Origin of the sequence: Bacillus sp. SN32 (assembly GCF_002837495.1) — a bacterium.
GTDB classification, from domain to species: Bacteria; Bacillota; Bacilli; order Bacillales; family Bacillaceae; genus Bacillus; species Bacillus subtilis.
This window is the reverse complement of sequence record NZ_PJCT01000001.1, coordinates 813,517-840,459: the sequence shown is the minus strand read 5'-3', so window position 1 is coordinate 840,459 and position 26,943 is coordinate 813,517. Positions and strand designations below refer to the sequence as shown.

Sequence of the window (26,943 nt, the reverse complement as noted above, 5' to 3'; positions counted from 1 at the left end):
TATAAAGTTATTCAATTAGAAACAGTGTCAATCGAACGATTGAATCTTTAAAACTTTATACCTTAAATGAAAGGAAATCTGTGTTTAGACCTGATTGATGAGATACATGGCCATAGGGGCAAATGCTTTAGCGGGGCATTGCTTCCGCATCTTTCTTTATGCGATGAATTAACCCAGTTAAAACATTTCCAGGCCCTACCTCCTCAAACTCCATATGGCCTTTTTTCATTAAGTAGCTTATGCTGTCAGTCCATTTCACTGAATGATTAATTTGATCAGCCAGCGTCTGTTTCATGAATTCGTATGTATACGGTTTGGCATACACATTAGAAATAACCGGGATAGACGGAGGCGAAAAATAAAAGGCATGAAGGAACTCCTCGAATTCTTCTTTTGCTTTATTCATGTATCTGGAATGAAACGCGCCGCTTACGTTTAAGGGGAGTACCATTGTAACTTCAGTCATCGTTTCAAAAAGAGATGCGGCTTTTTCAATCTCATCTTTTTTTCCTGAAATTACAATTTGATATGAGGCATTCACATTAGCGATATCAACATCATGTAAATGATATTCTTTCAGAGCCTTTGCAACCTGCTCTTCATTTAGTCCCATAACAGCTGCCATACCGCCGTTGCTTATCAGACTCATCAGCTCGCCTCTTTTTCTGACAAGCTGTAAACCTGTCTCAAAATCAAAGGCTTCAGCTGCAAATAACGCATTGTATTCACCCAAGCTGTGCCCGGCGACAAAGTCAGGTTTAACTTCTTCATCCTTGATTTTTTTCAGATAGCTTAGTGCGTTTACCACATATAATGCCGGCTGAGTAAATTGCGTTTTGTTTAAATTGGAATAAGGATTTTCCAGGCAAAGACGTTTGATAGAATATCCTAAGATCTCATCTGCCTGATCCGTCAGTTCTTTAAATTCATCGAATAGGCCGCTGCCCATTCCCTGTTTTTGTGAACCCTGACCTGGAAAAACATATGTGATCATTCTCTCAAAGCCACCCTTCCGATTAGTAGATGTGTTTCACTTCTGTATGATTTTATAATAGTGATGACCGGATAAATAGTAGCATGTTCATGTTGATGGTAACCTCTGTAAATATTATCCGTCAAGTTAATTTTTCCTACAGTTTGCTCCATTGTTTTTCTGCTTTTTTCCATTGAGGAATAAAGGATCAGGAGATATAACAGAACATAAGAAAAAAGACCCGGATCACGTATAGGGCGCCATATCATGATAATGCGCTTCATTTTCTTTCAAATGAGTTTTCAAAATAAATAACACCTTCTATGTAATCATTTTCGAAAATAAAAATTATTTAGATATTCGAAGAAAAATAGGATAATAGATTCAGAAGGATTATTTAAAATCAAAAATACCTTTTTGGTTTTTACGAGTGCGAAATTTCACAAAATATTCTTTTTTATCAATTTGAAAGTAAATATTATGCTGATAAAGATCCTTTATCGAATGGCCGGGCGATTTGCCAAATGAGTGACCAGGATACACCCGTACATGGGGTGAAACCTCCGACTTTATTCTTTGAATGCTATCAAACATCTCTTCCGCAGAGCTGCCATCATCCTCACATATGCCGCACCCTTCTGTAAACACCGTATCTCCGGTAAAAATACTCTCAGAAAACAAATAACACATTCCGCCGGCTGTATGCCCCGGTGTGAGAAGGCACTGTGCTCTTGTGTTTCCTATACTGATCGTCTGATGATCATCTAGGCTTATTAAATTTCTGCATCGGAATTGATAATAATCTATTTCTTTTTTCGACATATAAACTTGAGCGTTAAACATCTTCGTCAGCGGGTCTACCAGATTTACATGATCATAATGAGAGTGTGTCAATGCGACTGCCTTTAATTCCGCTTCGAGTTCGGAAAGTGTAGTGGTTATCTTACTCAATTCCCATGAGGGATCAACAACAATTGCAGATCTGCTTACAATATCTTCAATGATATAGCAATAATTCGTCCAGCCCTGATACCTTGTTTTAATTGGATGCACCTTGTAAGTAAGATTCATTTATACCACCCCTATCATGTAAAGTTCTTAAACGATGGACCAGTGTTCACCCCTCAGTCCGTCTTTCATTCCACTTTACCAAACAGCATGATTGTTTTCCATTTTTTTCAGAGATCCTTGTTCTTTGAAAATAAAAAAGCGACTCTTTTGGACGCATGCCCAACAAGAATCGCTTTTCGCACTAGTGCCTTAAGGATGTCGTTTTTGTGTCTCACGTGTATCTTCCACGCAAATTGACTCTACATGCTGTATAATGACCCGCTTGATTCGGTCTTTATTCACGCGCACAGGGTCAAGCATGGCATGTAAAGCCAAGCCGTCAACAAGCGCGTAAAGTCTCTCAGCTTCAATGTCTTTATCAGCATTCTGCTTCAGTAAATCGGATTCATCTAAATAGGCAATCAGATTCCGCATGCCGCTGAAAATCCCGTCATGACTCGCATCAAACATATCCTTTTTATGTCTGGCGTAAGCAGTAAAAGCAAACCAAACCTCCATCTCTCTAATCGTTTCTTCATTCGTTGGGACCATTTCAAGCAAAATTTGCAACACTTTTTCCTTAGGGAGCAAATCCCTCACTGCAATGTCCTTAATTCGGTCCGTTACCTTTTCTTGGACAAGTTTCATTGCAAAAGCAAGCAATTCATCCTGTGTAGAGAAATAATGGCGCAGCGCACCTAATGACAATCCTGCTTCCTTTGCAATGTTCCTGGCTGATGCTCCCTCCATCCCTCGTTCTAAAATGACGCGCCACGTTGCTTCTGCAATTTGTTTTCTTCTTATCTCATGGTCAATTTGTTTTGGCATAGCTTTATTGTAACAAGAAAAAAATGAGAGAGCAATTTTTATAATACAGTTGTGTTACAAAAACAAAGATGGTAACATATTATTTAAATAATACAACTGTATTGAAAAGAGGGGAATGGATTGAACGGTATCGCATGGATGATTGTTTTCTGTGAAATTGCGTTTTGGGTTGTCATTGTTTTGGGGCTTGCTGTACGCTACGTATTCAAACGACATACATTAGGACTGCTATTCCTTGCCTTAACTCCAGTTATCGATTTGATCTTGTTAGCGGCAACTGGTGTGGACCTTTACCGCGGAGCCTCAGCGACCGCAGCCCATGGGATTGCAGCTGTTTACATCGGTATATCGATCGCTTATGGAAAACAAATGATTCAATGGGCAGATGAAAAATTTCAATATTATGTGACAAAAAAAGGCGCAAAACCGCTGAAACGTTTTGGAATGGACCATGCCAAGCACGGTGCGAAAGGCTGGCTAAGACATGTGCTGGCCTACTTAATTGGTGCGGGACTATTGGGAGGGATGATCTATTTTATCAATGACTCTGCCCGAACCGAGGCATTGAGCGGCATTCTTAAACTGTGGACTGTCATTATAGGAATTGACTTTCTCATTACAGCCAGCTATTTTATTTGGCCAAAAAAAGAGAAAGCTTCGGCGAATCTCAGGAGTTAACATGATGAAAAAGGCCCTTCCCCAGTGGAAAGGGCCTTTTTTGGTTTTGTTAAAATATGCTATACTATTTTCGTCAGAAAACAGACTTATAGATATTTTGGGCTGATTCAAGGGTGCTGTTTGTATGAGTAAGCAGGTGAAGGGAGTGTCATACTTGAACCATAAAGAACAGAACGAGCACTCTAAAGATTTTAACCTGAGATCAAAATTAATCGGAATTGTATCTATCACTTTTATCGCGGCCATTGCGCTTGCAGTCATCTTCGGCGGCTTTTTCTTCGGGATGAAAGGCTTATTCTCCATACTGGGCATCACATACGCTTCCAATCAAACATTAGCTTTATTTATTTTAGCCTGCTTTGCTGTAGGTTTAATCATAGACCCACTCACAAAGATTATCTCTATCATTTTGGCAAAATCACTTTCATTGAAAAAGACTGCACTTTTTGCTTTTATACTGTATTTTATCAGCAATCTTATAACGATCTGTTTTGCAGATTACTTTATGCAGTCTATTTATATTCCAGATATCTTGCTTGTTGTGATATCAGCAGTGATGGCTTTCATTGAACTTGCTTTTGATAACCAGCCTAATAGAGAAGCAGCTTAAAATGCCGATGGCAGATATGGAGAATTCATAACACCTTATATTTTGACATCACCAGTTATATAAACGAAAAAAACTCCCTGTTCACACGAACAGGAAGCAAAACACAATGTCGTAATTTAAATTCTGCATTCTAAAATAATTCTAACGTTCGGATCATCAAGTTCATCCAAAAAGATAATGATCTTCGGACCACATGCCATATGTTTCCACCTCCTCACCCAAAATATACATTAATTTCAATTACCTGTAAATTGAAATTTTGTTATACAGAGGGATATATCCATGAAGTGTAATGCGTTAACACTGCTCACACGTTTACAACCGTTTCTTATAATCTGACACTCGAAGGAGTACAAAAAAAGCATTGATCCATTCAGAGAATGGATCAATGCCTACCACCCCCGCTGCGATAGGAAATATCGTTGGTCCAAAAGATGAGGTGCCGCAGTGCAAACCACTACCAAGCTTTCTAAATTAGTAAAGTGGTAAAGATGGAACAGTAGCAACTCATATCAATAAAGGGATAAACAAAGGAAAAGCCTATATCAATTCTTTCATTAAAAGTAAGAATGATCTTGCACTTGTCGGGATTGCTCAAGACATCGACAATACGTATAACGCAAAAACACTCCTCTGCTAAAAGGTATTATTGGAGATAAATCGGTAAGACTGATGAAGAGTTATTACAGAGGCTACAGATAAACAAGAAGATACGTGCTTTTTCTAGTTTCACTGATAGGCCAACTGCAGAAAGAGTCGCTAATGAAACATTAACTAAACCATAAATAGGAAATTGAAGAGTGGTTAAATAGTGATATTGACGATACATTACCGTTGCCTTATAGAGGAAACCGAAGTTATAGTTCAAATGAAGTTAAAAATATGATTAACGCTAGAATAGTATTAAAGAAAAATAAAGATTGATGATATAACTCCATTAGAATGGCTTGAGCAAGTCATTGAACAAATTAAAGAACACCTTAAAACATTAAAGATATAAAAGGAGCCCCTCTTATTGAAGAGGGCTTCTTTTATTGTTTCAATAAACCTTCAGTCATCATCTGCATAGCGGTCAACATCTTGAAAAAAGATCAACTGCACATCTGTGCTTTTTGCTTGCCTTGATTTCACCGGAACGGATTTTCTCAGCGTATGACCATACCCGTTCTATGAGAATTTCGGCGGTAATTTCTTGCATTACATGCGGCCCCCGAACCGTTCTTCCTCTTTTGACTTCGGTTTCCCATCATCTTTTTTCGGGATAACGAGTTTACAGCGAGAGGAAATGGTCAGCCCTAAATCACTTGAAGCTTGCCGGCATTGTTTAAACAACTTGTCTTGGTTTATCAATAGTTCAGAATAGTCATCATTGGGAACAAGTTTTTCTTCTTCTCCTATTACATTCCCTTCATCGTCAAATTTTCTAACGATCACTGTTTTCATCGGACCCCGTTCAAGCAATTGCTCTGTTACTTGCAAATATAATTTCCGGGCAAACAAAAAACGGGCAAGCGCATCAACATCTAAATTCGTCATAATCCCGATGTTTTTCAGCTCGTCCGCTATCTTTTTAAACTCTCTTTTTAAGTCTTTTGGTAAATATGACGGAGCTTTTACTTTGTCGTTTGGTGCCTTTATTTCCTGTGCTCGACGCTCCTCAATCTCTTGCTGTGTCAGGTGTTTCTTCCCTTTCACCAGTAGCAAGTCAACTGGTTGCCGCGGTCTAGCCATTCCCTCACCTCCTTCCGAATTTTCATTTAGGGAATTTTTCAAAATGGGGAGGGGAGCGCGGTCTCCGGCGTTCACCCCTCAGAGATTTCAGGGTGGGGGGTGCTCATTTCCTCTTTCAACTGCAGCATTACGGATTCTAATTTCTTTTGTGCTTCTTTTAATTTCTTTGTATACAGATCGAATGCTGTTTCCTTCTTCATCGTTGCACGAAGAGCAAACAGTTTCTTTACTTTCTGTTGCATACGTCTTATGTCAGCATTCGTGTAATAGGATGTATACTCAGTCCGACACCGAGGACACTTGATATAATGTTCACGGATTCCGTCGTCATGCTTCCTGACCTTCGAGCATCCTTTAACTAAGAGCATTGTTCCACATTCATCACACATGCACGTTTGATGTTCTGTTCCCAAATCCTCCATCCTCCTTCGCTGTCTTCCTGCTGTGGCATGGCGCACATAGTGGCTGCCAGTTGCTTGAGTCCCAAAAGAGTTTCTTGTCTCCTTTATGCGGCTTGATATGATCGACTACTGTTGCCGGCACCCGTCTACCTTCCATCATGCACGATACACAGAACGGATGCTTTGACAAGTAGCCAAGACGCGCCTGCCTCCACTTGCTGTTTATCCACGCTTGGAAGCGGACTTCCGGTATTGGTCATAAGCCGGCTTGGTTCGCTTGTGCTGTTCGCAGTAGCCTTCCCGGGTAAGAGTTGGACAGCATGGTTCATTGCAAGGCTTTAAAGGTTTATTCATTATGACTCCCCCAAATATAAAAAGCCCATCCGGTAAAAATCCGTTGGACTTTAAATGTTCTAACTCCATTTTTGTATCCTCAAATTCTCATGAATTCCAAATAAATCACGCAGAAAATTCTCTACTGTTTTAATAAACTCAAAACAAAACTCTTTGTTCAATACGATGAAATTTTTATGATTTAATGATACGTTTTGTAATTCGTTTACTGCACCTATTACTTGTATTTTATTATTTGTTTTGTCTATATCCCCTTGACAATGAACAATACAATTTCTTATTAAACCTGCTTTTTTTATATAATTCCAATCCTTAGATTGATCGGGAAAACTTTTTCTTAATACTTTTTTTATAAACAATGCAGCCCTCGGAATCCCTTGTCCTTTGAGATCGTTTAGTTTTATACAAGTTTCATTATCATTATACGTACAATATTCTACAACTTTATCTTCTAAAAATGAATATATACTTATAAATAGAGAATTTCTCATAATAGCTGGAAAGTGATCTCTATACTGAATCATTTCATCATAATATAAATCAGCAAATACATCTAAATCGTTCTCATCAAGTTCTTTAAAAGACGTATTGAACTCATCCAATTTTTTGGTCAAGGAGTATTCTATGTAATTAGCATATTCATTAAATGTATCCAATTGATGAATTATGAGTAAAAAGTTCATCTGCTTAGCATCCAAAGATTTTCCTCTCCTAACTAAAAATAATACTAATTATTATAACTTATTTTATACCTCCTTATCTTTGAAAATAACTGACGCTTACATTTAATATTCTTTGTAAACCGGGCCCGCACTCAGAGGCCCTCTTTGGCCGCCAATAGTCTATCCTGAAATTTACCGGAAGCAGTTTACAAAGAATATAAAAAGCACTTTCACAAAAGGAAAGTGCTTGTACAATTAATTTAATTCATCTACTAGTTTACGCAATTCTTCAGCTGCTTCTTCGACACCTGACGAGTAATCTTCTTTAGGTGTGTCTGTATCACCTAAATACAAATACTTCTCTAAAAAGCTATCAATTTTCGCTTTGTCCTCTACTGAACCATCTTTGTAATATGGTGAAACAGCAGCTACAAGAACGGTAAAAGCACGTCCGATTCTATCAATATAATCTGCATCAATTACACCATATAATCCTCCACGACCGTTAAGGCGAAGTGCTTTTCTAGCTGCCGTCTCTAATCGCATGGATATTTGATGATTTATTAAAGCCATAGTATCACCTCCCACCTTATTATCGTTGAAAGAAAAGAAATAAGGAATAATTTGCAGAATTTGTCGAATTATTTACGAAACAAGTTTACATCTTGTTTCAACGAGTAATTTAGTTAATTCAGAAACAGACATATTATACAAAGCCGCTCCCTTTGGTCCTTCATAACATCCAAGAGATACAAGCGCTTCTATAAATGGCAGCTTACTTTCTTTAATCACACCACTACTTCCATAATAGAATATTTAGTACATAGTTTTTTTAGTGATAACAATGAAAAAGCACCCTCCCGATTGGGAAAGCGCTTGTCGATTTATTACCTATTACCATATTACATCATAGAAAACAAAATGGCGTGCCGTTATTCTGCCAAGTTTGTGCCAAAAATACGGTTTACATAAGCTCCTAATAATTTTCCACTGCTTGTTATCACATAATATTCTTCTGTTCTTGTATCAATTGTATCGCCATCTGCTATATCTAATTGAATACCTCTTTGTATTATTTGATTTGAAATTGACTTTTCCAATGTAATTAAAACACTTTGTATATCCAATTCCGTTTGTTTTAACTTGTAATTTAATTGAAACCAGTTTTTCTTAAGACCGGGTTCAGCCAAATAAGAACACAGGAACTTGTAATTTTCAATGTCCATATCATAAAAATTCATCAATGCATTTATACAAGTAAGATGTTCGTGAGATAAATTGTCTTTATTTTGTACAATATCATTTAAAACACTTCCCATGATCATACAAGCTTTACTAGATCGCGCCAACAAAATCTTAGAAAAAGCATCCGCAATAAATTCTGCTTTAGTTTCGTTATCTATATACTTAATTAGCTTTTCTAATTGTGCTTCAGTTGGCTCTTCATCTAAACTAAATCCTTTCAGAAACGACTCAAATTTTTTTCTTATAATTAAATCAGTCGAGCCACGTAAGAAACCTACTATTTTTGATGAATCACCCATTAGCTGAACAAAGTCATTTTCTAATAAATCATCCCTAACTTTCATATATTTCTTCATGTGCTCCAACGCTGTGTCTAATAGACCTTTACTACCCTGAATTTCGTCCAATCTAATCCCCCTCTTTTTTCCACTATTATACACAAGTTCTCCTACTTATCCCCACAATCCACGAATTACCCATATGTTTTATACTGTGCAACTCGTCAAACTGAGCCACCCCCTTGTCCTCTCTGTTTTTAACCAATATCTCTAAATTGAATTACACACCTGTTATTTTTGAGGAATTGACGAAAAATACAAAGAAAAAGGCCCATCCTTATTGTTTTGGATGAGCCTGGTTATATTTTAAATTTCTTCATAGCGTTGTTCATGGCGTCTTGGTTGATTCCAATATACCGCAGGGTTGTCCGTTGGTCTGAGTGATTAAATATCTCCTGCAGCATTGCAACGTCCTTTGTTTGTTTGTAAAAGTGATAGCCAAATGTTTTCCTCAATGTATGCGTGCCAATGTCATCTAAACCAACATATTCAGCAGCCGCCCTGAGAATCTTGTATGCCATCGACCGGGATATTGGCTTGTTAATTCCTTCACGGCTTTTAAAGAGAAATTCATGATCCTCTTTCCCTTCGACATAGGCCTTAAATTCTCTTTGAAGAGCTGCGTCATAGTATCGATTCTCTTTTTCTTTTTCGTTTTCTTCTCTATGAGATTGAAGTATGGCCGTTTAGCGTCTCTCACTCTCAGCTGCAGAATATCTGATATGCGGAGCCCTGAATTGATACCGGTCACGAATAGCATATAATTCCTCATATTTTGCTCTTTCAAAAACCTCTTGATGTAAAAGATGCATTCCGGATCACGTATAGGCTGAACAAAATTCATTAGGAAGCTGCCCCTTTCTTGTATACTTCTTCTCTTAGAGCAAACGCCAGCCTATAGAGAGCTTTTGCCTTTACACGATAATAGCTGCGCTGGCTCATTCCCATTTCTGCATACACTTCATAATCATACATTTCTTCCAGTTGCATATAGAGCATGACAATGATCTGCCGTTCTCTTTGAGAAAGCCGGTTAACAGCCCTTTGAATCCTTTTTTAAGAATTTGTCACGCTGAATCTCCCAATCAAGACGCTTTAATGCTGCCTCTTCTGTTGAGGAATGAAACTCATTCGTGATACTTGGCGGAACAATGCTGTAAGTTGTTGTAACCTTTGGCAAAAAATTATCTGGCACCTGTAAGAGATATAACCGGTATTGATCAAGCAGCTTCTCTGCTTTTAATTTAGTCGCTTCTTCGTCAATCTGAGGAATGTTTAATGTTAATTGATTCATATTTTTACCCTCCCGTTTATTTACGTCTTAAAGCCCCACCTTTGCCCCTTTTCAATGTTTGCCTATCTTGACCCATCATTTGCCGCCAAAACCATTCTGGAAGCTCCTGAGCGTTTTTATTGGATTTTTTCTTTCTCTTCTTCATTCCGTCCCTCCGTTCAAATAAAAAACGGACACCAACCAAAGCACAGATTTCTCTGTACAATGATTAGGGTCCGCAGGCTTTCCGTCTTGGACTATTTATTTTCTAACTCGTCAATGCAAACGTCTATCATCTCTTCAATTAGTTTGAATCTTTTTTTATTTGCCCTAAAGGCAAAAGATAATAAGATTATTATATAGAAGATCGCTACAATCGCAGATAAAACAGAAAGTACACTTATAAGCTGGTTACTGGCATCACTAACGTCTATTTTAAAATAATTTCTGAATGAGTTATTTCCTAGAATAAATACCATAATCGGGCCAGGAAGAAGTGTGATTATTGCTCGAAGAACAATATCTAAACTGCTCTCTAATCTATGTGTTCGGACATATGCACGAAGCATACGTAATTTATTTATATCGCTTTTTGTGTAAATTAGTAAATGTCTCTTAACAGCCTCTAAATTTTCTAATAAACTCTCACTTACATCCTGTTTTTGCAATCTTTCAACAAACTTTTCTGTTCTATATTCTTTTAATCGATCCATCCATTCAAAAAGATTTGCAGCTGGCTTTCTAACTCCTAACATCCCTAGAAGAATCGTTGTATATAATATAAAAATCATTGCATAGGATATAATAACAAAATAATTAGAAACCCAATTCGCCTTACCAATAACAATTAAATACCAACCACCTAGAAAAACGATATAAATTGTAATAGCTATAACCAAAATCATTATTATAATGCTAGGTAGTATATTTCTAATTATTTTATTCATCTTTATCAACTTCTTTCACGAACTTCTCGTGAATAACCTTTGAATCAGCAATTAAAGACTTGGTTATACTTAAATTCCAAGCTCTCATTCTCTTGTGCCAACGCTTATGCTTTATAAAACTATCCCAACTTAATTCGTATATTCCTTTTAAAGCATACTCTTTATCAAACAAGACAATTATTACATATTCAAATTTTTGAACATCTGGATCCGTTACTTCGGGATCGTTCAAGCCATAAAAAACTCCTGTAACATTTCCAGTTGTTGTCTTAATACTATATCGATCTCCTTTTATGCTTAGAGCATCGATATTTTGAGTTCCTGTCGGAGCAGCCTGAAGCTTAGGTAGCCCTTTAGTTTTATTATAAAAATTAATGGTTAAGTATTCCCCAAGCTCTCCAACTACATTATTTGTACGTATTATACCTCGACACTTCAACTCCTTTAGCAACTTACTATAAAGCAAAGTTAATTCTAAGTCGTCTAAATTTTCTAATGACACAGTCAAAAAGTAACCCACCTTTTATATTTTATATTCATATTAAATCATGAAAAAGTGAAATTATGTATTTTAACCGTGAAATTCTCTTAAAAATCTAAATATCGGGTAAATCTGCTGTGGCACAACCGCATTTCCTAATCCTCTAAGTCTGTCCACCCTATCGGGAACCCCATGAGCCACTCGACCCACATCGGGTTCAGCTGTCCACCGACTCGCTCCCCCTCTAGACTTGAAACTGTATTCCCCAACCTGACATACTGCTTTTTCGCTCGTCTTTCTTCCTCTGTCATGTTGTTCCACTTGGTCGCATCGCTCCCGAGAGGCGTCGGATATAACTTCACCTTTTCCGGTAAACCCTGCTGTTTGCTGTTCGGCCCTCGGCCTTTGTAATCGCTCGCTGTGGGTGTCGGCCATATTACTGTGTCTACCAAAGACCGGCCACCTTGCCGATTCTTTGCATCCTCTAGCCGACTGTCTCTTGTGGTCTGAGTAGGCAACAACGAACGTTCGATCTCTTCGATGTTTGGCGTCGACGGCGCAAGCCGGTATAATAAACGATTGCCCTTTGTAACCTGCGCTTTCCAAGTCAAATAACGTGCGGTCGAGCTCCATTCTTGCGAAGTTAGCAACGTTTTCACCAACAACCCAAGTGGGTCTAAGTTCTTTGATGATCCTAAACATTTCCGGCCAGAGGTCGCGGTCATCTTCCGTGCCTCTTCGCTTCCCGGCAATACTGTAAGGCTGGCAAGGGAATCCCCCTGAAATAATGTCAATTGTTCCACCTGGCTCAATCACTCCTTTTTCCTCTAAAAGATGTCTATTCAAGGTGCGTACATCATCGAAGATGGGAACGCCCGGGAAATTTTTATTCAATACTTTCTGGCAGAAGGGTTCACGCTCACAGAATGCGACAGTTTCAATGCCAGCCCATTCAGCAGCAAGTGCAATCCCTCCTATTCCTGCAAATAACTCTATGCTTTTCATGCTGTCATCCCCCTATTCCCAGCCGACTGCAATTGCAAAGAATAAAACCAAAACCATCGCCCCAATTAGCCAGCCATTTGTTTTGTCTCTTTTGGCAATAATTGCGTCATTTCCAACCATTTTCAGATCATCAGCCTGAGCAACGATCATAGGCACTTCCTCGACATTAACCTTTAAGTGTTCGGCCGCCTCATAAATGGTCATCGCTTCGTCTTTCGGTGGCTTTGACTGCCCGCTGAAGCTCTACTTGTAAAGGAATCATTCCTCAGCACCATCCTTTTGCCAGTCAGCAATGATCTTTTTAGATTCCTCAGATATTGAATACAGAATAGGCATTTGTATAAAACGTTCTTTTGTTTCAAAGAAAGCACGATCAAATCCGAATCTTGAGAAGTGAACCGGTATGTCCTGGCCCTCGGAATGCTTGCCAATTTTAAAGGCCTCTTCTTTTGTATAAAGTCCCGCACGCTGTAGAATTGCTGTGTATCCGCTGCTGTTGATTCCCCAAAACAAATGAACACTGCCGCCGAATGTCATGTCTCTATGTCTAGTGGTTAAAATCAGATATTCTTTTATTTCGCGTTTCTCATGAGCTTGCTTCAATTCCCCATTTAGCCGCTGAATCTCTTCTTGTGCCTGCCGGAACTGATGAACCGTTACCTCCTGCTGGCGCTTGTTTTCCTCGATGATTTCCCGCTGCTTAACAGCCAGTTCAGCTTGCTCAATAAGCCAAGTAATTTCATTCTGCGGAATGTATGTCAGTTTTTTCAGACGTTCAATTCTCTCTTTCATGTCCGTTCCTCCCATATCGCAGAGAGGACCGGCCTCTCTGCGTCACATTTTATAGCCGATTTCAAAATCAATTCTTGAAAGATCACCTTTCGACGTTTGCACGATGGTTTTCCCATGCTCCGGTATTTCCTTTAATTTGAATGATCTATTGTTTCCGTCAATCACAATGACGTAATTTTTGTCATTTTCAATTTGATTAAATACCTGTTCCAGATTTTCTATATGTTTTGGACAGTTCAGTGTGAACACCCCCGAAAGGTATAATAAAAGTGTTGAGTTTCTATTTTTCCATACGGGTGACGTCTACTGGATGACTGTTATCACATCCAATCGTTCATTGGGAAAACTTGCAGCTTAGTCTATTGTTCTTCTGTTGGGATGATTGGATGTTTTTTTATATAGTTCTAACGCTCCTCTTTCGTCATAATCCATGTAATGACTTCCCTATGCTGACGTAAGTCTTTATTTTCTACAGTCAAGATGACTTCAAATGTTTAAATTCATATCACTGAAAGAACACAATAAAAAAAGCATTAAGCTATTCCGAAAAATAGCTCAATGCTTGAAATGCATAGACAAAATATAGAAAAGGTTATATTGCCCTTCACCAACCCCCGCTACATCACGCGTTTGAACATCTTTTCCATCTCATATGTCGAGTGGTGAATGATGATCGGGCGGCCGTGCGGGCATGTAAATGGGTCTGATGTGCTTCGGAGGTCGTCCAGAAGCGCTTTGATTTCATCGTTTCTGAGGTGGCGATTTGCTTTGATGGAGCCTTTGCAGCTCATCATAATCGCCGCTTCCTCGCGGAGTTTTTTAATATCTATATTTTTGGAGTCGAGCACCTGCTGAATGATTTCTTCTATGAGCTCTGCTTCTTCTCCCTTTGGAAACCAGGCCGGGTGGCAGCGGACGATGTAACTGTTAGAGCCGAATGACTCTAAAAAGACACCGACGCTTTCGAGCTCTTGTTTGTGCTGTTCAATAATCAAAGCCTCATTTGTGGAGTAGTGGAATGTCAGCGGTACAATCATATCTTGCACCTCTGGCTCAACCTCCCCCATCTTTTCACGGAAGTACTCATATTTAATACGTTCTTGGGCGGCGTGCTGGTCGATAATATATAGGCCGTTTTCGTTTTGTGCCAATATATAAGTCCCGTGCATCTGGCCGATCGGGTACATAATCGGAACCCGCTCAGACGCTGGCTGATGCTGTTCCTCATGGCATTCCTGCTCAAATGTTTCAGGCTCTTCTGCTGAAACATCGGACACCTCAATGGTTTGTTCCTGATCAACGATAGGAGGAGCATCAAATTGGAGAGGAGGCAATTCTTCCTCCGCATCAACCGGCTCTTTCACGACTGAACTGAGCTTCATTGGTGAATAAGATGACGTAGTCGATTTTTCCGGTACTTTTCTTTCCGGAGGCTTTTCATCAAAGGTTATGAACTGCTGCTCATTTTTGATGGCAGGTGCTGATTTTTTCGGGAGCTGGGCACTTGGAATCAGCTGCTGCTGTTTAAACACATTTTTAATTCCGTCACGAATTAAGTCATGAAGCTCTGTTTCTTTGCTGAGCCGGACCTCAAGCTTCGATGGATGCACATTGACATCGACTAAAATCGGGTCCATCGTAATTTCTATAAAAGTAATCGGATGGCGTCCGATCGGCAGAAGCGTATGATAGCCTTCATGAACCGCTTTGACGAGCGGGAAATTTTTAATGTAACGGCCATTGACCACTGACGACATATAATTTCTCGACGCCCGTGTAATCTCTGGGAGGGCGATATATCCCTTTACTTCAAAATCCAAGGAGCTCACATGCAGCGGAAGCATTTTTTTGGCGACAGCCGTGCCGTAAATCGCTGCCAGTACATGGCGCACATCTCCGTTTCCGTTCGTTTGAAGCAGGTTTTTCCCATGATGGCGCAAGCGGATCGATACCTCTGGATGCGCCAGAGCAATACGGTTAACCACATCTGTAATGTTTCCAAGCTCTGTATGAACGGTTTTCATATATTTCAAACGGGCCGGTGTGTTAAAAAACAGGTTGGAGACGACAATTTCAGTTCCCTTCCTGCTTGAGGAACGCGATTCAGAAATGATGTTTCCTCCTTGGAGGACGAGCTTCGTCCCAGCTCCTTCACCAGTGCTTGTTGTAATCTCCAGATGAGAGACTGACGCGATACTCGGCAGGGCTTCTCCCCTGAAACCGAGCGTTCTCACCCTAAATAAATCATTTTCATCTTTTATTTTACTCGTTGCGTGGCGGCGGAAAGCACGCTTGCAATCTTCATTCTCCATTCCTTCGCCGTTATCCAAAACCCGAATGGATGCAAGACCTGCTTCCTCAATATCGATTTCAATGACTGTGCTGTCAGCGTCGATCGCATTTTCCACCAATTCTTTGACGACTGAGGCGGGCCGTTCCACCACCTCGCCCGCCGCTATTTTATTTGAAAGCTCATCTGACAGCTGGATGACTTTTGCCACATTCATCACCCCGTTTTAATGTAATTTCTTTTGCAGCTTGTACATTTCATTCATCGCTTCAAGCGGTGTCATATCCAGTATATTAAGTGATTTGAAGGCATCGATCACTTGCTTTTCTTTTTTTGAAAACTTTGGTGTTTCAGCCGGCTTTTCCGCTTCGTCAAAAAAGGACAGTTGTGCCGGCTTTTCTTTCACCTGAGGTTTCTGCACCGGCACTTCCGGTTTGTTTCCTGAATGCTCAAGCTCTTTTAAAATATCTTGAGCGCGCGCAATCAGATCTTCCGGCAGTTCGGCAAGCTGAGCTACATGGATACCATAGCTTTTATCAGCGGCACCTTCTTTGATTTGATGAAGAAAGACAACCGTTCCGTTATATTCTTCAGCGCGAACATGAACGTTTTTCAGCTGAGGCAGCTTGTCCTCAAGAACGGTCAGCTCGTGATAGTGTGTGCTGAACAGCGTCTTGGCACCGATATGATCGTGAACATATTCAATAATCGCCTGTGCCAGCGCCATGCCGTCATAAGTGGACGTTCCCCGCCCGATTTCATCAAACAGAATGAGGCTGTTTTTCGTCGCATTGACAATCGCATTTTTCGCTTCAAGCATTTCTACCATAAATGTACTTTGTCCGGAAATCAAATCATCTGCAGCGCCGATTCGCGTAAAAATTTGATCAAAAATCGGAAGCACCGCTTTTTTCGCGGGTACAAAGCAGCCGATTTGCGCCATAATGGAAATGAGCGCGATTTGTCTCATATACGTGCTTTTCCCTGACATGTTTGGACCTGTAATGAGAAGCATTTGTCTGTTATCGCCCATCATACAGTTGTTCGGGACATATTCCTGGCTGTCCATGACTTTTTCAACAACCGGGTGTCTGCCTTCAATCACTTCGACTTCATCTTTAGAGAACTCCGGTTTCGTGTAGTGGCGATTTTCACTGATTGTCGCAAAGCATTGCAGTGCGTCCAGCTCGCTCATCTGTTTTGCAAGCAACTGCAGCCGCGGAATATACTGCTTCACTTTCTCGCGCAGCTCAGTAAACAGCTCGTACTCAAGCTCACAGATGTTATTTTCCGCTTCTAAAATGAGCGCTTCTTTTTCTTTTAATTCAGGTGTGATGTAGCGCTCTGCATTGGTTAACGTCTGCTTCCGCTCATAACGCCCTTCCTCAAGCAAATGCAAATTTGCTTTTGTCACTTCAATGTAATAACCGAAAACTTTATTAAAGCCGACCTTTAAAGAGCGAATGCCTGTGTATTCCCGCTCCTGCTGTTCCAGGCGGGCAATCCAGTCTTTTCCGTTTCTGCTTGCATCACGATATTCATCAAGCTTTTGATTATAACCATCTTTAATCAGGTTCCCTTCTTTTACAGATAAAGGAGGGTTTTCGTACAGCGCTTCTTCCAGCAGTTCAAGTACATCCCCGCAAGGATCAATGCGCTCTGCACGTTCCTTGGCCTTGTCATGAGCCAGTGAAGCAACCAGCTGTTTGATGCCAGGAACTTGCTTTAACGATTCCTTCAGCTGAATCAAATCCCGGGCATTGACATTTCCGAATGCAACGCGTCCGGCAAGGCGTTCTAAGTCATATACTTCTTTTAAACGTTCACGCAGATCTTCCCGTTCAAAGAAATGGGACATCAATGTTTCCACCATTTCTTGGCGCTCTTCGATTTGATTGACTCTGATAAGCGGCCGGTCAATCCACTGTTTAAGCAGCCGGCCTCCCATTGCCGTTTTTGTTTCATCCAGCAGCCACAAAAGGGAGCCTTTTTTATTTTTTGAACGGATCGTTTCGGTCAGCTCCAGATTACGCTTTGAGTACAAGTCAATTTTCATCGCTTCCTCAAGCTCATACACCTGCACGGGCTGAAGATGATCAAGGCTGCGCTTTTGGGTTCTTTTCAAATACGTATATAAGCGCAGAAATGTTTTTGTTATATCTTCATTATTTAAGTGCTCAATGATCGTTACGTGTTCGTCTGTTTCTCCGTCTTCAATTGAAATCGTTGCACCGCACCGCTCTCTCAGCTGTGCCACTGTATCGGCATCCAAGCTTCCTGAAACCACGATTTCCCGTGCGCCGACGGAATAAATTTCTGATATGACGTCTTCAAGCCGTTCAATCAAAACAGCCAAATTTTCTCCCGTTGTTAAATCAGACAGCGCAAGTCCGTATCCGTTCGAGCAGGCTGAAACAGATGCGATAAAGTTATTTTCCGATTCATGGATGCCTTTGCCGTCCATTACAGTTCCGGGCGTAATAAGCTGAACCACTTCTCTTTTCACAACGCCCTTTGCGGCTTTCGGATCTTCCGTCTGTTCACAGATCGCCACTTTGTAGCCTTTTTTAATAAGCTGTTCGATATACGCGGAAGCAGAATGATACGGCACACCGCACATCGGTATTTTTTCAGCCGCACCGCCATCTCTGCTCGTTAACGTAATTTCCAGCTCTTGTGACGCTTTTTTGGCGTCCTCAAAAAACATTTCGTAAAAATCACCCAGGCGAAAAAATAAAAAGGCATCCTGGTGCTCTGCCTTTATTTTTAAATATTGCTGTATCATAGGCGTATAACCAGCCATTGTTTAATCCCTCACTATGTATCAACGTTTCTATTTTCCAACCTTCATTATAACATAAACAAAAAGTGATAAAAGAATGATATATCAATATAAAAAAGAGACTTGGGGGTGCTGTCTCCCCTAGTCCCTTTTTTATTCTTCAGGATCTCCCACTAAAAACTCCGGGTTGATGTCTTCAAGCTCTTCATCAAGCTCATCTTCCCAATCTTCCTCGTCATCCTCTTCCCAGTCAGGATTGACCTCAACAACTACCTTTGTTTCCCCTACCACTTCCGCCAAAAATTCTCTTTCTGCCTGCACAACGATTTTATTTCCATTCGGCGAAATGGTCACTTCAAGGCAGTTTGGCTGCTGAAGCACTTTGGCAATCACTTCATGCTCATCATCTAAGTAATTATTGTCTCTGTATCTGAGTTTAATGACATCTACGTATTTTACCCGTTCTGTGACAACCTCTGTCTTTGTGTTGTCCGCGTAAGAGTACCATACGTTTATATCATAATACCCTTCAATTTCTACCGTTTTTCCAATTTTTTCAGCGTCATACTTGTGGTTAATAATCCAACCACCCAAAATGCTGCTCGGTTTTTTCTCAGGCGAGATGGTGTTGGTGCATTGGGTGAATTTGCGGCCTTTCGCTACTACTGCCTTCGTAATAATTTCCCTGTATTCAGACATTCCGGCATGCCTCCTTGTTCTTCTTCGTGTTATCTTATGCTGGGCATTTGTCTAGTGTGCATTTTTATAAATAAAATATAAAAATACAAAGTTTCTGTTCCATTGTATGCAGGTGTGCCTAGAAACTTTACCTATAAGTGCGATAAAGTTTACACGCGGCTGATCACAGAAAAACAAATTGAACATTTGGCACATAGATTATTTAGTTCATTTATAACCGTATAAATAAAAACACGGGCCTGTAAAGGCACCGTGTTTAGAGAGAACAGCTGTTATTTGAATGCTTCACCTTTGAACCGGTTTCCCCTTTCAGCAGGTCGCCTCCGGTTGATGTGATGATTTCATTTGTGACTTGGTTGGAAATGGTGTGTGCGACGAGCTGCAGTAGGTCATTTACCTCCATCTGCGAGTCTCTGAATTCCTGGATAACAGGAATCCCTTCAAGCTCTTCTTGCAGCGCGTCAATTTTTGCTTCTACTTGTTTGAGCGCTTCATGCTTTTCATAATGCTTCAGATTGACAGCCTGCTTTTGCAGGGCTTTAATCTGATTAACGATTGTGGACACTTTGTCATTCTCATTGATTTGCGCTTCAGCCCGTTTGAAAAAATCAACCTCTTCTGTTTCAGAGATCATTTTTGCAAGGTTTCGTGCCTGCTGCACAATGTCTTTTTTTGAGTAGAGCGTCATCTTATTTCACCTCGATTGCTTCTCCTACCATTTCTCCGCCAAGCGACCATGTTTTCGCTTGCTGGATTTTCACGCGGACGATTTTGCCGATGGCTTCCTTCGGCCCTTTGAAATTGACGAGCTTGCTTTTTTCAGTATAGCCGGCAAGAATATCAGGGTTATTTTTGCTTTCACCCTCAACTAATACTTCGACAACCTTGCCTTCGTATTCCTTCATTTTTTTAGCAGAAATTTCATTCACCAGTGCGTTTAGACGCTGCAGGCGTTCTTTTTTCACACGCATCGGTACATTATCTTTCATCTTAGCAGCCGGAGTGCCCTCACGCGGAGAGTAAATGAACGTATAGGCGCTGTCAAACTCCACTTCACGGTATAGAGAAAGCGTTTCTTCAAACTGTTCGTCCGTTTCATTTGGAAATCCGACGATAATGTCCGTTGTCAAAGAAGCGTTTGGCATCGCTGTCTTAATTTTTCGCACCAGCTCCATGTAACGCTCTCTGTCATATTTGCGGGCCATCAGCTTCAGAACTTCTGAGCTTCCTGATTGAACCGGAAGATGAATGTGATCAAGCAGATTTCCGCCTTTTGCCAGCACTTCAATGAGGCGATCGTCAAAGTCGCGCGGATGACTCGTTGTAAAACGGATTCTCGGGATATCGATTTTTCTCAGTTCATCCATCAAATCACCAAGTCCGTACGTCATATCCTCAAAGTCTTTTCCATACGCGTTTACGTTTTGGCCTAACAGTGTAATTTCCTTATAGCCTTCACTTGCAAGCCTTCTCACTTCCTGAATGATATCCTCAGGGCGGCGGCTTCTTTCTTTTCCGCGTGTGTAAGGCACAATGCAATACGTACAGAATTTGTCACAGCCGTACATGATATTGACCCAGCCCTTAATTTTTCCGTTTCGGACTTTTGGAAGGTTTTCAATAACGTCCCCTTCCTTAGACCAAACTTCTACAACCATTTCTTTTGAAAGGTATGCTTCTGACAAAAGCTCCGGCAGGCGATGAATGTTATGCGTTCCGAAAATCATATCGACAAACGGATGTTTTTTCAAAATACGGTTCACGACTGATTCCTCTTGGGACATACAGCCGCACACGCCTAAAACCAGATCGGGATTGTTTTTTTTCAGTGCTTTTAAGTGCCCGAGCTCACCAAACACTTTGTTTTCAGCATTTTCACGGATTGCGCATGTGTTTAACAAAATGACATTGGCATCGTCAACAGAGTTTGTCGCTTCGTAACCGAGCGCCATAAAGATCCCTGCCATAACCTCTGTATCGTGTTCATTCATTTGGCAGCCGTACGTACGGATATAGAACTTTCTTCCGTCTCCCAATCCTTTAAATTGTTCAGAAATTTTAAAGTCATTATGATAAGTAACGGCTTCCTTGCCTCGTTTTTTCGCGTCTTTTAAAGAAGGCGGAATGTAAACAGCTTCAAAGTACTTGCTGTAATCCTTCTCGGATTTTTTGTCCGATGGATTAACTTGTCCGCTCTCTAATTTTTGTTTTTCATTCATGTCATATTTTCTCCTTTCAAACCAAACTTCCACCCTTCAGTATAAAGGTTATTGAAGCTCTGCACAACTGGCAACCTATCATTGTACACTCATTGAGAATAATAATCAATAAGGAATCAAAAGAGGAAGAGTAAACTCTTCCTCTTGTTACAATAGCTGGAGCTCCTTTGCCGTCTTTTCGATGACATCAAGCGCCTGATCCAGTTCATCTTTGGTGTGCTCGGCTGTTATAATCGTGCGAATTCTGGCTTTTCCCTTTGCTACAGTCGGGAAAACGATACTTTGGGCAAAAACACCGCGAGAAAGGAGCTGATCTGAAAATTGCTTTGCCACACCTTCATCACCTATTAAAATAGGAAGAATCGGCGTTTCACTCTGTGTGAGAGTCAACCCCATTTTCACAAGCATTGCTTTAAAATAGGCAGTATTCTCCCACAAGCGCTCCATATGCTCCGGCTCTTCAAGCAAGACATCAATCGCTTCCATACAAGCTGCAGTGACTGCCGGCGGATGAGATGTGCTGAATAAAAATGGACGGCCTTTATGGCGCAAATAATCGATCAGCACCTTTGAACCTGCAGCGTAGCCGCCGAGCACTCCGATTGCCTTGCTTAGTGTTCCGACCTGAATATGAACTCTGCCGTCAAGACCGAAGTGATTCACCGTTCCCCTGCCGTTTTCGCCAAGTACTCCGGATGCATGGGCGTCATCCACCATCACAAAAGCGTCATATTTCTCAGCGAGCTCTACAATATCAGGCAGAGGAGCTATGTTGCCATCCATGGAAAATACGCCGTCTGTCACAATCAGACGCATCCGATAATTCATTGACTTTCTCAGCACCCGCTCTAAATCACTCATATCGACGTGCTGATACACCTTTTTATCCGCCTTTGTCAGTCGAATTCCGTCAATAATAGAGGCATGGTTCAATTCATCTGAGATGACAATATCCTCTTTTGATAGAATACTTGAAAGTACGCCTTGGTTTGTTGTGAAGCCTGATTGGAATACAAGTGCCGCCTCCGTTTTTTTAAAGGCTGCCAGCTTTTTCTCAAGCTCTTGATGCATTGTAAATGTACCGGCAATCGTTCTCACTGATCCGGTCCCGGCTCCATACTGCTGAACGGCCTCCTGTGCGGCGTTGATGAGTCTAGGATGTGAAGTGAATCCGAGGTAATTATTAGAAGATAGCTGAATGACTTTTTGGTGATTCACTGTGACAGATGGGCCCTGCATAGATTCAAGCTGTTTTATGTCTTGCCAAGTATGGTTTTCTTTCATTCTATCAAGCTCTGCTTTTAAAAACTCAAATTCCTTCGTCATGTTTATCCCCCTTTATGGAATTAAAATTACTTTTCCGCACTGGCCGCTTCTCATCAGTTCGAAACCTTTTTCAAACTCCTCTAACGGAAACTGATGGGTAATAACAGGTGCAAGATCGATCACGTTTGAACTGATCAACTGAGACACCTGGCGCCATGTTGAAAACATTTTTCTTCCTGTGATTCCTTGGATCGTAAGCCCTTTAAATACCACTTTATTCGTCAAATCAATTGTCACCGGATGTTCCGGCAAGCTGAGAATATGAAATCTTCCGCCATTCGCAGCCATCGCAAGACCTTGGGCAATCGCTGAGGGATGGCCCGACATCTCACAAACAAGATCTGCTCCTTCCCCACCCGTTAAAGCGCTTACAATTTTGAGCGGGTCTTCTTTTTCAATAGAAACAGTACAAGTCGCTCCCATTTGTTTGGCAAGCCTCAGCCTGTATTCATTCTTATCAATCGCTATCACCTGAGAAGCTCCTGCTGCTTTTGCAACCGCAACAGCCATAAGACCAATCGGTCCGCATCCAATAACTGCAGTCGTTCCTCCTGCAGGCTGGCTCTCGAGTACGGTATGAACTGCATTTCCTAAAGGCTCTTGAATGGAAGCAATCGACGGGTCCATATCAGCGGGATTTTTCCAAATGTTATCAGCGGGAACTTTTACATACTCCGCAAAACAGCCTGCCGTGTCCACTCCGATTATAGCAGTATTGGTACACACATGAGATTTTCCTGTTATGCAAGGGACACATTCACCACAGACAATGTGTGTTTCCGCAGACACATACTCTCCCACTTTTACACTGCTGACATTCTCTCCCACGTCCTCTACGATGCCGCTGAACTCATGGCCGAAAACATAGGGTGTTTTGATTCTCTGACGTGCCCATTGATCCCAATTATAAATGTGGACATCCGTGCCGCATATGGAAGCGGCTTTCACTTTTATGAGGACTTCATGTTTATCAATCTCAGGAATGGGAACTTCAGTCAGCACAGCACCGAACGCCCCGTCCTTTTTCATTAGAGCTTTCATCTTTCCACTCTGCATGTACAATCCTCCTTGAAAAATTCTTGTTATATTCGGATTGTACCATGATATGGAATAAGCGTAAACAGCACTGTCTTTTTCAGAAGGACAAAAGTATCTGTCTTGAAAAATGGGCGGGATTTTTTTTGAAACGTTTTAGCTCATTTCTGATTTTGTATATTCGCTCATTTATATGCTGAAAATACTATTGGGAGAAAATATCACAATAAATGAAAAACAACCTGTTTGCATTACGCAAACAGGTTGAGAATGCTTTATTTGTTTTTAGCGAGGCTCCACGATTAATTTAATCGCTGTTCTTTCTTCCCCATCGATTTGAATATCTGTAAAAGCCGGAATACAAATCAAATCAACGCCGCTAGGCGCCACAAATCCCCTGGCAATCGCCACAGCTTTTACAGCCTGGTTTAATGCACCCGCTCCGATCGCTTGAATCTCGGCGGCTCCTCGCTCTCTCAACACGCCTGCAAGCGCACCTGCCACTGAATTTGGACTCGATTTTGCTGAAACTTTTAAGATTTCCATTTCTGCTCCCCCTTAATTTTACAATGGATAAGTGAGTGTTCATTAGAACAATCATTATTAGATGTTGCTATCCAAAAAGCCATCCCCACAATGCTTTTCAAAAATAGCGGGCTACCTTCCATTTTTACTATATTCACTAAGGAGTTGCTATATTCCTGCTTTTCTTTTTAATATTTTTATAAAATAACCATATGTTCAACTATTCAAAGAACATGTGATCATCATTGATTAAAATACGATCAATTTTCACGGCTTTTTTCGTTTGATCGTCAATGTCAATGACAACTCCGCTGAGCGTTGTTTTTCCTTCAGCGACAGTAAACCGGACTGGAAGGTTCGTTTTGAATCGCTTAATAATCGTCTCTCTGTCCATCCCCAGTATACCGTCATATGGGCCAGTCATTCCCACATCAGTAATATATGCCGTTCCCTTCGGCAAAATGCGGTTATCCGCCGTTTGCACGTGCGTATGAGTTCCTACTACAGCCGATGCCCGTCCATCCGTGTACCAGCCAAGTGCGAGCTTTTCACTTGTCGCTTCGGCATGAAAGTCGATAAAAATGTACGGTGTTCTTTTCGCAGCTTCTGCGATCAATTCATCCGCTTTTAAAAACGGGTCATCAAGCGGCGGCAAAAACGTACGTCCCTGCAAATTAATGACTGCTAGTTCTTTGCCGTTTGCTTTCACATATGTGATCCCTTTCCCCGGTGTTCCTTCAGGAAAGTTTGCCGGGCGAACCAAGTTCGGAACGTCATCTATAAAATCAAATATTTCTTTTTTGTCCCATGTGTGGTTCCCCATTGTGATTGCATCAGCGCCGGACTGGATTAAGCTGTGATAAATTTTTTCCGTCAGGCCTTTTCCATGTGCGGCGTTTTCACCATTAATAATGGTAAAGTGAGGCTTATATTTTGTTTTTAGCTTTGGTACATATTCTTTGACCATGTCACGGCCCGGTGAACCGACAACATCTCCGATAAATAAAATTCTCATTTTGTAAATCCTTTCTTCTTGAAAATTCCTTGCCGTCAAAAAAATAAAGTGATGCTTAGCGCATCACTTTATTTTGCATACTCTACGGCTCGAGTCTCTCTGATTACTGTCACCTTAATATGACCTGGATAATCGAGCTCGTCCTCAATTCGCTTGCGGATATCTCGCGCCAGTCGATGAGCCTCAAGATCATTAATTGAATCCGGCTTCACCATAATACGCACTTCGCGTCCAGCCTGAATGGCAAATGATTTTTCAACACCTTCGTAGGACTCAGAAATTTCTTCGAGTTTTTCAAGTCTTCGAATATAATTCTCGAGCGTCTCACTTCTCGCGCCAGGTCTTGCAGCGGAAAGCGCATCTGCTGCAGCTACCAGCACAGCGATAATGGAAGTCGGCTCCTCATCCCCGTGGTGTGATGCAATACTGTTAATCACGACTGGGTGCTCTTTATATTTGGTCGCAAGCTCTACCCCGATCTCAACGTGGCTTCCTTCTACTTCATGGTCAATTGCTTTCCCGATGTCGTGAAGAAGACCCGCACGTTTAGCAAGCTTTGCGTCTTCACCAAGCTCCGATGCCATTAGACCGGCCAAGAATGCGACTTCCATGGAATGCTTAAGCACATTTTGACCGTAGCTTGTACGGAACTTTAAGCGGCCGAGGATCTTGATGAGATCTGGGTGGAGGCCATGAACGCCAACCTCAAATGTCGTTTGCTCACCCATCTCACGAATATAGTCATCGACCTCGCGGCGAGATTTTTCAACCATTTCTTCAATCCGTGCCGGATGAATACGGCCATCCTGAACGAGTTTATCAAGAGCAATTCTGGCTGTCTCACGTCTGATCGGATCAAATCCGGAAAGAATGACAGCTTCAGGCGTATCATCAATAATCAGGTCAATTCCTGTCAGCGTTTCAAGCGTACGAATGTTACGCCCTTCCCGTCCGATGATACGTCCTTTCATCTCATCATTTGGAAGATTGACAACTGATACCGTTGTTTCGGCAACGTGGTCCGCTGCGCAGCGCTGTAAGGCGAGTGAAAGAATGTTTTTCGCTTTCTTATCCGCCTCTTCTTTCGCACGGTTTTCAGTTTCTTTTGTCATGATGGCGATGTCATGTGAAAGCTCGTTTTCAACCCGCTCAAGAATGATTTGTTTCGCTTCGTCACGAGTTAGACTCGAAATTCGTTCCAACTCAGACTGCTGCATACGAATCATCTCATCCACTTTGCTTTCCATCTCTTCAATATGTTGTTGTCGTTCATTCAGAGAATGATCTTTCTTCTCCAACATCGCTTCCCGTTTATCAATTCCCTCATGTTTGCGATCAAGGTTTTCCTCCTTTTGGAGTAAACGGTTTTCTTGTTTTTGAAGCTCATTTCGTCTTTCACGAACTTCCTGTTCAGCATCTATTCGAAGTTTGTGGATTTCATCCTTTGCTTCAAGCAGAGCTTCTTTTTTCAGTGCTTCAGCATCACGCTTCGCATCTTCAAGAATTTGCTCGGCTGCACCGCGTGCGCCCGCAATTTTCGCTTCGGCAATGGTTTTACGAACAAAGTAGCCAACAACTAAACCGAGTAGAATCAGCAAAATGGAGATGAGAACCATCATAATTGGGGTCATACTTTCACCTCCTCTTGCTATGAACTTGGTTGTTGCTTAAAAAGTGTCGGCAT

At 41.2% G+C, this 26,943-nt stretch carries 27 protein-coding genes and 5 pseudogenes; 3 read left to right on the top strand and 29 right to left on the bottom strand.

Going from position 1 to position 26,943, the window contains the following annotated elements; translation table 11 throughout:
- Window positions 1-127: 127 nt before the first annotated feature.
- The 4 genes from fabD to CW370_RS04475 form a co-directional block, all read right to left on the bottom strand.
- Window positions 128-994, bottom strand: coding sequence for an ACP S-malonyltransferase (gene fabD, locus CW370_RS04490; RefSeq protein ID WP_029946316.1), 867 nt, complete (start codon window positions 992-994; stop codon window positions 128-130).
- Window positions 991-1,257 (bottom strand): hypothetical protein, encoded by a 267-nt coding sequence (locus tag CW370_RS04485; RefSeq protein ID WP_123373610.1) that lies wholly within the window; start codon window positions 1,255-1,257, stop codon window positions 991-993. The genes fabD and CW370_RS04485 overlap by 4 nt, the downstream gene beginning before the upstream one ends.
- 109 nt (window positions 1,258-1,366) lie before the next feature.
- On the bottom strand, window positions 1,367-2,044 hold the full coding sequence (locus CW370_RS04480; RefSeq protein WP_003231824.1) for an MBL fold metallo-hydrolase: 678 nt from the start codon (window positions 2,042-2,044) through the stop codon (window positions 1,367-1,369).
- A gap of 189 nt (window positions 2,045-2,233) precedes the next feature.
- Window positions 2,234-2,851, bottom strand: coding sequence for a TetR/AcrR family transcriptional regulator (locus tag CW370_RS04475; RefSeq protein ID WP_024571568.1), 618 nt, complete (start codon window positions 2,849-2,851; stop codon window positions 2,234-2,236).
- 120 nt (window positions 2,852-2,971) lie between these two features.
- Here CW370_RS04475 and CW370_RS04470 point away from each other — a divergent pair, with 120 nt between their 5' ends.
- From CW370_RS04470 to CW370_RS21745, 3 genes are all read left to right on the top strand, one after another.
- Window positions 2,972-3,529, top strand: coding sequence for a hypothetical protein (locus CW370_RS04470; protein ID WP_024571569.1), 558 nt, complete (start codon window positions 2,972-2,974; stop codon window positions 3,527-3,529).
- A gap of 154 nt (window positions 3,530-3,683) precedes the next feature.
- Window positions 3,684-4,139 carry a regulatory YrvL family protein gene (locus CW370_RS04465; RefSeq protein WP_024571570.1) on the top strand — a complete coding sequence of 152 codons (456 nt, stop codon included), beginning with the start codon at window positions 3,684-3,686 and terminating at the stop codon, window positions 4,137-4,139.
- A 659-nt stretch (window positions 4,140-4,798) separates the two neighbouring features.
- Window positions 4,799-4,924: an RNase A-like domain-containing protein gene (locus CW370_RS21745; RefSeq protein WP_324777676.1), complete on the top strand. Its 126-nt coding sequence runs from the start codon at window positions 4,799-4,801 to the stop codon at window positions 4,922-4,924.
- A 412-nt stretch (window positions 4,925-5,336) separates the two neighbouring features.
- Here CW370_RS21745 and CW370_RS04455 read toward each other — a convergent pair whose 3' ends face one another.
- From CW370_RS04455 to rny, 25 genes and pseudogenes are all read right to left on the bottom strand, one after another.
- A complete protein-coding gene (locus tag CW370_RS04455) occupies window positions 5,337-5,870 on the bottom strand; it encodes a phage terminase small subunit P27 family (protein WP_024571571.1) in 534 nt (177 codons plus the stop codon).
- A 71-nt stretch (window positions 5,871-5,941) separates the two neighbouring features.
- Entirely contained in the window at window positions 5,942-6,292 is a 351-nt protein-coding gene (locus tag CW370_RS04450) for a transglycosylase (RefSeq protein ID WP_234398211.1), read from the bottom strand.
- Window positions 6,252-6,625, bottom strand: a pseudogene (locus CW370_RS04445) (HNH endonuclease signature motif containing protein). The gene CW370_RS04450 and the pseudogene CW370_RS04445 overlap by 41 nt, the downstream one beginning before the upstream one ends.
- Window positions 6,626-6,684: 59 nt before the next feature.
- The gene (locus CW370_RS04440) at window positions 6,685-7,323 is read right to left on the bottom strand and encodes a hypothetical protein (protein WP_024571573.1); all 639 of its coding nucleotides are present in this window, start codon (window positions 7,321-7,323) and stop codon (window positions 6,685-6,687) included.
- Between the two features lie 219 nt (window positions 7,324-7,542).
- The gene (locus CW370_RS04435) at window positions 7,543-7,860 is read right to left on the bottom strand and encodes a hypothetical protein (RefSeq protein WP_024571574.1); all 318 of its coding nucleotides are present in this window, start codon (window positions 7,858-7,860) and stop codon (window positions 7,543-7,545) included.
- Window positions 7,861-8,219: 359 nt separating this feature from the next.
- Window positions 8,220-8,939, bottom strand: a complete 720-nt coding sequence (locus CW370_RS04430; protein WP_024571575.1) for a hypothetical protein — start codon at window positions 8,937-8,939, stop codon at window positions 8,220-8,222.
- 230 nt (window positions 8,940-9,169) lie between these two features.
- Window positions 9,170-9,714 (bottom strand): annotated as a pseudogene (locus CW370_RS04425) (tyrosine-type recombinase/integrase).
- A pseudogene (locus tag CW370_RS04420) lies at window positions 9,714-10,164 on the bottom strand (ArpU family phage packaging/lysis transcriptional regulator). The pseudogenes CW370_RS04425 and CW370_RS04420 overlap by 1 nt, the downstream one beginning before the upstream one ends.
- Window positions 10,165-10,180: 16 nt before the next feature.
- Window positions 10,181-10,309, bottom strand: a complete 129-nt coding sequence (locus tag CW370_RS21700; RefSeq protein WP_032680483.1) for a hypothetical protein — start codon at window positions 10,307-10,309, stop codon at window positions 10,181-10,183.
- 91 nt (window positions 10,310-10,400) lie between these two features.
- A complete protein-coding gene (locus CW370_RS04415) occupies window positions 10,401-11,090 on the bottom strand; it encodes a hypothetical protein (protein ID WP_024573624.1) in 690 nt (229 codons plus the stop codon).
- Window positions 11,083-11,592 (bottom strand): hypothetical protein, encoded by a 510-nt coding sequence (locus CW370_RS04410; RefSeq protein ID WP_234398216.1) that lies wholly within the window; start codon window positions 11,590-11,592, stop codon window positions 11,083-11,085. The genes CW370_RS04415 and CW370_RS04410 overlap by 8 nt, the downstream gene beginning before the upstream one ends.
- A gap of 69 nt (window positions 11,593-11,661) precedes the next feature.
- Window positions 11,662-12,576 (bottom strand): DNA cytosine methyltransferase, encoded by a 915-nt coding sequence (locus tag CW370_RS04405; protein ID WP_029946557.1) that lies wholly within the window; start codon window positions 12,574-12,576, stop codon window positions 11,662-11,664.
- Window positions 12,577-12,580: 4 nt separating this feature from the next.
- Window positions 12,581-12,838, bottom strand: a pseudogene (locus CW370_RS04400) (hypothetical protein).
- 320 nt (window positions 12,839-13,158) lie between these two features.
- Window positions 13,159-13,368, bottom strand: a pseudogene (locus tag CW370_RS04395) (hypothetical protein); the annotation flags it as partial.
- Window positions 13,369-13,410: 42 nt separating this feature from the next.
- On the bottom strand, window positions 13,411-13,617 hold the full coding sequence (locus CW370_RS21695) for an XtrA/YqaO family protein (RefSeq protein ID WP_267892328.1): 207 nt from the start codon (window positions 13,615-13,617) through the stop codon (window positions 13,411-13,413).
- 368 nt (window positions 13,618-13,985) lie between these two features.
- Window positions 13,986-15,869 (bottom strand): DNA mismatch repair endonuclease MutL, encoded by a 1,884-nt coding sequence (gene mutL / locus CW370_RS04385; protein ID WP_024571707.1) that lies wholly within the window; start codon window positions 15,867-15,869, stop codon window positions 13,986-13,988.
- Window positions 15,870-15,884: 15 nt separating this feature from the next.
- Window positions 15,885-18,461 carry a DNA mismatch repair protein MutS gene (gene mutS, locus CW370_RS04380; protein WP_024571708.1) on the bottom strand — a complete coding sequence of 859 codons (2,577 nt, stop codon included), beginning with the start codon at window positions 18,459-18,461 and terminating at the stop codon, window positions 15,885-15,887.
- 132 nt (window positions 18,462-18,593) lie between these two features.
- Complete coding sequence (gene cotE, locus CW370_RS04375; RefSeq protein WP_003231833.1) at window positions 18,594-19,139, bottom strand: outer spore coat protein CotE; 546 nt, start codon at window positions 19,137-19,139, stop codon at window positions 18,594-18,596.
- Between the two features lie 256 nt (window positions 19,140-19,395).
- Window positions 19,396-19,827: a regulatory iron-sulfur-containing complex subunit RicA gene (gene ricA, locus CW370_RS04370; RefSeq protein WP_024571709.1), complete on the bottom strand. Its 432-nt coding sequence runs from the start codon at window positions 19,825-19,827 to the stop codon at window positions 19,396-19,398.
- Window position 19,828: 1 nt separating this feature from the next.
- Window positions 19,829-21,358 (bottom strand): tRNA (N6-isopentenyl adenosine(37)-C2)-methylthiotransferase MiaB, encoded by a 1,530-nt coding sequence (miaB, locus tag CW370_RS04365; protein ID WP_024571710.1) that lies wholly within the window; start codon window positions 21,356-21,358, stop codon window positions 19,829-19,831.
- Between the two features lie 147 nt (window positions 21,359-21,505).
- Entirely contained in the window at window positions 21,506-22,684 is a 1,179-nt protein-coding gene (locus CW370_RS04360) for a glycine C-acetyltransferase (protein WP_024571711.1), read from the bottom strand.
- Between the two features lie 12 nt (window positions 22,685-22,696).
- Window positions 22,697-23,740: an L-threonine 3-dehydrogenase gene (gene tdh / locus CW370_RS04355; RefSeq protein WP_024571712.1), complete on the bottom strand. Its 1,044-nt coding sequence runs from the start codon at window positions 23,738-23,740 to the stop codon at window positions 22,697-22,699.
- A 264-nt stretch (window positions 23,741-24,004) separates the two neighbouring features.
- Window positions 24,005-24,265 (bottom strand): stage V sporulation protein SpoVS, encoded by a 261-nt coding sequence (spoVS, locus tag CW370_RS04350; RefSeq protein ID WP_003154135.1) that lies wholly within the window; start codon window positions 24,263-24,265, stop codon window positions 24,005-24,007.
- A gap of 199 nt (window positions 24,266-24,464) precedes the next feature.
- Window positions 24,465-25,259 (bottom strand): 2',3'-cyclic-nucleotide 2'-phosphodiesterase, encoded by a 795-nt coding sequence (ymdB, locus tag CW370_RS04345; RefSeq protein ID WP_024571890.1) that lies wholly within the window; start codon window positions 25,257-25,259, stop codon window positions 24,465-24,467.
- 68 nt (window positions 25,260-25,327) lie between these two features.
- A complete protein-coding gene (gene rny, locus CW370_RS04340) occupies window positions 25,328-26,890 on the bottom strand; it encodes a ribonuclease Y (protein ID WP_003221010.1) in 1,563 nt (520 codons plus the stop codon).
- Window positions 26,891-26,943 lie beyond the last annotated feature (53 nt).